1 protein-coding gene is annotated in these 254 nt (G+C 60.2%); it reads left to right on the top strand.

Annotated features, from left to right (window positions below):
- Positions 1-171: 171 nt before the first annotated feature.
- Positions 172-254: peptidylprolyl isomerase (locus JAO29_RS23245; protein WP_334270665.1), on the top strand; the 83-nt coding region annotated here is incomplete at its 3' end.

Below are 254 nucleotides of genomic sequence, written 5' to 3'. Positions count from 1 at the left end.
TCGGCACAGTCTCAGTCGCCAACGAGTTTGCCCGCGGCCCCCACCCAGTCGTCCCCATCTCCGTCTCCGCAGACCCCTTCTACGGATGCTTTGCCTGATGCTCCGAGTACGACGAGTCAGGCGAAGCCGCCCGTCATTCCCACAGGCCCAACTGCTGTGATTGATACAACGATGGGTCGCCTCACGTGCAAGCTATATGACAAGCAGGCTCCGGTGACGGTCGCTAATTTCATCGGTCTCGCGGAGGGATCGAA

This window comes from Edaphobacter sp. HDX4 (assembly GCF_036877565.1).
In the GTDB taxonomy this organism is placed as follows: Bacteria; Acidobacteriota; Terriglobia; order Terriglobales; family Acidobacteriaceae; genus Edaphobacter.
Note: the sequence above shows the minus strand (reverse complement) of the source record. Positions and strands in the feature narration are given on the sequence as shown.